The following is a 5521-nucleotide window of genomic DNA, read 5'->3' on the forward strand; positions in this document are numbered from 1 at the left end:
CTCCCGGGGGTTCTCCCTACCCCGCACATGGGTGTGAAGCGCACCTAGGGAGACCACACCCGCCAGCCGCCCGTCGCGCACCAGGTGCACCATCTCGACGTCGGGACCCAGCCGCGCTAGCGCCTCGCCGCCCGTCTCCCCGGTGCCGATCCCGACGGGCGGCATCGGAGGCACCGGCACCAGGGCGCCGTCCGGCCCGCGCAGATCGGCGGCCGACAGCAGCGCCAGCACCTCCCCGGAGGCCGGCGGGAACCGGTCGGGCCGCCCGGCGAGCACCACCGGCAGCGCCGGCTGCCCCGACGCCTCCAGTGCCGCCCGCGCCTCGCCCACCGAGGTCCCGGCCGGGACGCTGACCACCTCACCGGCGAGGTCGGCGAGCGTCCCGGGACGGTCGTCGTCGAGGAAGCCCTGGCGGCGCACCCACGCATCGGAGTGGTACTTCGAGAGGTAGGCGCGTCCGGAGTCGGGGAGGATCGCGACGACGACGGCGTCGGGTCCGGCCTCGTGCGCGACCCGCAGCGCCGCGGCGGCCGCCGTCCCCGACGAGCCGCCCACCAGCAGCCCCTCGGTCCTCGCCAGCGTGCGGGCGGTGCGGATCGACTCGCGGTCGCCGATCGTCAGGATCCGGTCGAGGACGTCGGGCCGGTAGACCTCGGGGAAGGAGCGGTCGACGGTCTCGGGGTGGTTGTACTGGCCGGCCGCCTCGACCGCGAACGGGCTGCCGTCGCCGCCGCCGTACGCGCTGGTCACGGGGTCCGCCCCCACGATCTCGACCCGCCCGCCCGACACCTCGCGCAGGTACTCGCCGGTCCCGGTGATCGTCCCCCCGGTGCCGATGGTGGCGACGAGGTGGGTGATCCGCCCGCCGGTGGCCTCCCAGATCTCGGGCCCGGTGGTGCGACGGTGCACCCCGGGATTGGCCGGGTTGCCGTACTGGTCGGCGAGCCAGCCGCCCTCGGTCTCCTTCGCCAGGCGGGTGGCGTAGGCGATGACGTGGTCGGGGTGCTCGCGGGGGAGCGCGGACGGGGTCAGGACGATCTCGGCCCCGTAGGCGCGCAGGGCGTCGAGCTTCTCGACCGCCGTCTTGTCCGGCAGCACGAACAGTGACCGGTAGCCCCGGGCGGCCGCGACCTGGGCGAGCCCCAGCCCGGTGTTGCCCGAGGTGCCCTCGACGATCGTGCCGCCCGGGCGCAGCGCCCCGGACTCCTCGGCGTCGAGCACCATCGCCAGCGCCGCGCGGTCCTTCACCGAGCCGCCCGGATTGAGGTACTCCAGCTTGGCGTGCACCTCGGCGGCGGGCGCCGAGCGCACCAGCCGGACCAGCGGGGTGCCGCCGACCAGGCTGAGCAGCGAGTCAGCGGCCCGCCGATCGGGGGTCGTCATCTACGACTGCGCCAGCGCATCGGAGCGCAGCGGGGAGAGCCCCAGGTGGTCCCGCAACGTCGTGCCCTCGTAGTCCGTGCGGAACGAGCCCTTCTCCTGCAGCAGGGGCACCACCTGGTCGGCGAACGCGTCCATCCCGCCCGGCGTGATGTGGGGGACGAGGACGAAGCCGTCGGAGGCGTCCTCCTGCACGAAGCGGTCGATGGTGTCGGCCACCCGCTGCGGGGTCCCGACGAACGTGTGCCGCCCGTTCTTGCGGATCACCACCTCGCGCAGCGAGAGGTTCTCGGCCTCCCCGAGCTCGCGCCACTCGTTCGCCGTCGCGACCGGGTCGCGGTACATCCGTACGCTCGCGCGGCCCTTGGAGATGTGGCCGCCGGAGTCGACGTCGTCCTCGGTCTTCGGGTCGAACGAGGGCACCGGACCGTCGGGGTCGACATCCGAGAGGTCGAGGTTCCAGACCTGCTCGGCGAACGCGATCGCCGTCGCCGGCCCGACCTGCTGGTACTGCACCTGCCGGGCGTTCTCGGCCGCCTCCTCCTCGGTGTCGCCGAGGACGAACGTCGCCGCCGGGAGGATCTTGAGGTCCTCGTGGCGGCGGCCGAACGTGGCCAGCCGGGCCTTCACGTCGGCGTAGAACTCCTGACCGGCGGAGAACTCGGCGTGGCGGGTGAAGATCGCGTCGGCGCTGTGGGCGGCGAACTCGCGCCCCTCCTCGGAGTCCCCGGCCTGGATGATCACCGGCCGCCCCTGCGGGCTGCGCGGCAGCGGGAAGCGTCCGGAGATGTCGAACTGGTCCGAGTGCACCTCGAAGGCGCCCTCGTCGGGCCGGCGCAGGAACTCCCCGGACGCGGCGTCGGCGACGATCCCGTCGGAGTCCCACGAGTCCCACAGGGTCTGCGCCGTCGAGAGCATCTCCTGCGCGCGCAGGTAGCGCTTGTCCTTGGGCAGGTAGCCCCCGCGGCGGAAGTTCTCGCCGGTGAACTCGTCCCAGCTGGTCACGACGTTCCACGCGGCGCGCCCGCCCGAGAGGTGGTCGAGCGAGGCGAGCTTGCGGGCGACGTCGAGGGGCTCGTTGAACGTCGAGTTGACGGTGCCGGCCAGCCCGATCCGGTCGGTGACCGCGGCCATCGCCATGAGGATCGAGACGTTGTCCGGGCGGCCCATGACGTCGAGGTCGTAGATCTTGCCGGCCTGCTCGCGGAGACGCAGGCCCTCGGCGAGGAAGAGGAAGTCGAACTTGGCGCGCTCGGCGGTCTGCGCGAAGTGCCGGAACGAGGAGAACGCGATGTGGCTGCCCGACGCGGGGTCACCCCAGACGGTCGTGTTGTTCACGCCGGGGAAGTGCGCGGCGAGGTGGATCTGCTTGCGGGGCTTGTCGCTCATGGGGAAAGCCCTCCTCTCACGCGTGCGCGTAGCGGTCGGTGGGGTGGGGCAGTCCGAGCAGATCGCGCAGCGAGCCGGGCTCGCCCCAGGCGCTGCGGGTCAGGCCCCGGCGAGCGAGCTCGGGCGCGAGCTCGCGGGTGATGCGGGGCAGGTCGTTGGCGGCGACGGCGGGTCGCAGCCGCGCGCCGGCCAGGCCGGCGGCCGCCCACGACTCGAGCGTGTCGGCGAGATCGGCGACCGAGCCGGCCAGCACCGCCGCGTCGGTGCGCAGCGGCACCGTGCCGTCGAGCCGGGTGAGCTGCGCGCGGGCGGACGCGGCGTCGTCGTCGAGCAGGACCAGCAGGTCCCCGACGACGACGAGCGGGTCCCCGGTGCGCCCGACCGCCCGCTCGGCGTCACGGGCCGCCGCGAGCGTCGTCGCGGCGTCGCCGGTGGGGCCGTCGCGACCGGCACCGTCCGGCGTCGTGAAGACGACGTCGGCGGCGCGGGCAGCGAGCCGGTAGGCGTCCTCGACGTGGGCCAGCGCGGTGACGATCGGCTGGCCCTGCGGCGGGCGCGGGGTGATCGAGGGGCCGCGGACCGCGAAGTGCGAGCCGACGAAGTCGATGTAGTGCAGCTTGTCGCGGTCGACGAACCGGCCGGTGGCGACGTCGCGGATCTCGGCGTCGTCCTCCCAGGAGTCCCAGAGCCGGCGCTGCACCTCGACGTGGTCGGCGGCCTCGTCGAACAGCGACTCGCGGCTCTCGGCGCCGGGGTCGCGCCGCCCGAACAGCGCGGCCTCCCGCGGGTCGGCCGACACCTTGATCCGCTGGCCGGCGCGGCCCGAGGTGACCCAGTCCAGCGTCGCGATCTGGGTGGAGACGTGGAACGGCTCGGTGTGGGTCGCGATCACCGTCGGGACGATCCCGAGGTGCTCGGTCGCCGGACCGACGCGCTGGGCGACGAGGGTGGCGTCGAGCCGGCCCTGGGCCCGGTCGGTGCGGCCCTCGTCGCCGGGGACCCGGGCGGCGGTGAATCCGTCCTCGATCGTGACGAACGTGGCGAGGCCGTTCTCGGCCTCGCGGACCTGGTCGACCCAGAAGTCGGCGCCGAACTGGTCGCCGGGGCGGGCACCGGGCTCGCGCCACGACGCCGGGTGCCAGCCGGTGCCCTCGAGGGCGATCGCCAGGTGGAACGGCTGGGTGCTCATGGGCGAGCCTCCTGGGTGGGCGTCGGTGCTCGGACGACGACGAAGTGCGGCTGGGCGCGCAGGGTGAACCCGAGCTGCTCGTAGAGCCGGATCGCGGTGGTGTTGTCGGCGGAGGCATGCAGGATCGGGAGCTCGCCGCGGGCGCGGATGCGGGCGGCGAGGACGAGCACGAGCCGCGACGCGAGCCCCTGTCCGCGCGCGGCCGTGTCGGTGCAGACCGCGCTGATCTCGGTGGCGCCGTCGACGCGCATCCGCTCGCCGGCCATCGCGACGAGGCCGAGGAGGTCGTCGCGGACGCCGAGGTAGGTGCCCAGCTCGTGGGTGCGGCGGGCGAACGGGCCGGGCCGGGTGCGCCCGACGAGCGCGAGCATGGCGTCGGCGTCGGGGGCGCCGAGCTCGACGACGGCGGCGTCCCCGGCGACCGGTGCCGGCGCGGCGTCGTCGAGCACCATCTGCACGCCCGGCATGTCGCGGACGACGTCCCAGCCCGGCGGCGGGTCGACCGGGGGGACCGAGCGCACGATGACGGTCCCGCCCGGCCCGGCGAGCGCGGCGGCGTCGTCCCACTCCTCGGGGTCGCGCGGCGGCGCGAGGAACGGCGCGACGTCGGGGTGGTAGCGCACGGCCCGCCCGCGGCGGGTCGCGAGGTGGGTCTGCGGACCGTCGAGCGCGGCGCGCACGGGCTCGTCGAGCGCGGTGGTGGTGGGTGCGTTCACCCGGGTGTCCTCCCTGTCGGTACGTCGGCGACGGGAGAGCCGGCCTACAGCCCCGAGGGGGCGCCTCGACCGTCGAGCCAGCGGCGCGCGACGAGTGCCAGGGCCGGGATCACGTCTCCACCGTAACCACGCGGCGCGCTCCGCGCCCGCACGTCGTGAGAGCTTGACGGCGGCAATGTCATCGACGGGGCCCGCCCTGGCGAGACGCGGACGGCGCCGCCCTGGGTGAGGGACGGCGCCGTCGTGGGCGTGGTGTGAGGGTGAGTCAGGCGTTCTGCGCGGCGCGCTTCGGCAGCACCCATCCCGGACGCGGGAAGTGGCACGTGTAGCCGTAGGGAATGCGCTGCAGGTAGTCCTGGTGGTCGGGCTCGGCCTCCCAGAAGTCGCCCGCGGGCTCCACTTCGGTGACGACCTTGCCGGGCCAGAGGCCGGAGGCGTCGACGTCGGCGATCGTGTCGAGGGCGACGCGACGCTGCTCGTCGGAGGTGTAGTAGATCGCCGAGCGGTAGCTGCGGCCGACGTCGTTGCCCTGGCGGTTCTTCGTCGACGGGTCGTGGATCTGGAAGAAGAACTCCAGGATGTCGCGGTAGGAGATCTTGTCGGGGTCGAAGACGACCTCGACCGCCTCGGCGTGGTCGCCGTGGTTGCGGTAGGTCGCGTTCGGGGTGTCCCCGCCGCTGTAGCCGACGCGGGTCGAGACGATGCCGGGCTTGTGGCGGAGGAGCTCCTGGGCGCCCCAGAAGCACCCTCCCGCGAGGATCGCGGTCTCAGTGGCCATCGTGTGGTCCTCCATGTGCTCGGTTGCACCCCGTACAACACGCGGGTGTCCCGGGACGTTCCAGCCTAG

General features: G+C 74.1%; 5 protein-coding genes. All 5 read right to left on the minus strand.

Annotated elements, in window-relative coordinates; genetic code table 11:
* A partial coding sequence (locus VGH76_RS15770) for a cysteine synthase family protein (protein ID WP_331557638.1) occupies positions 1–1383 on the minus strand: 1383 nt, incomplete at its 3' end.
* On the minus strand, positions 1384–2769 hold the full coding sequence (locus VGH76_RS15775) for an NtaA/DmoA family FMN-dependent monooxygenase (protein WP_331557639.1): 1386 nt from the start codon (positions 2767–2769) through the stop codon (positions 1384–1386).
* 16 nt (positions 2770–2785) lie between these two features.
* Positions 2786–3958, minus strand: coding sequence for an LLM class flavin-dependent oxidoreductase (locus VGH76_RS15780; protein ID WP_331557640.1), 1173 nt, complete (start codon positions 3956–3958; stop codon positions 2786–2788).
* Positions 3955–4674, minus strand: a complete 720-nt coding sequence (locus VGH76_RS15785) for a GNAT family N-acetyltransferase (RefSeq protein WP_331557641.1) — start codon at positions 4672–4674, stop codon at positions 3955–3957. Before VGH76_RS15785 ends, VGH76_RS15780 begins: the two co-directional genes overlap by 4 nt.
* A 265-nt stretch (positions 4675–4939) precedes the next feature.
* Positions 4940–5452, minus strand: coding sequence for a peptide-methionine (S)-S-oxide reductase MsrA (msrA, locus tag VGH76_RS15790; protein ID WP_331557642.1), 513 nt, complete (start codon positions 5450–5452; stop codon positions 4940–4942).
* Between the last annotated feature and the right edge of the window lie 69 nt (positions 5453–5521).

Origin of the sequence: Actinomycetospora sp. (assembly GCF_036497585.1) — a bacterium.
Classification (GTDB): domain Bacteria; phylum Actinomycetota; class Actinomycetes; order Mycobacteriales; family Pseudonocardiaceae; genus Actinomycetospora.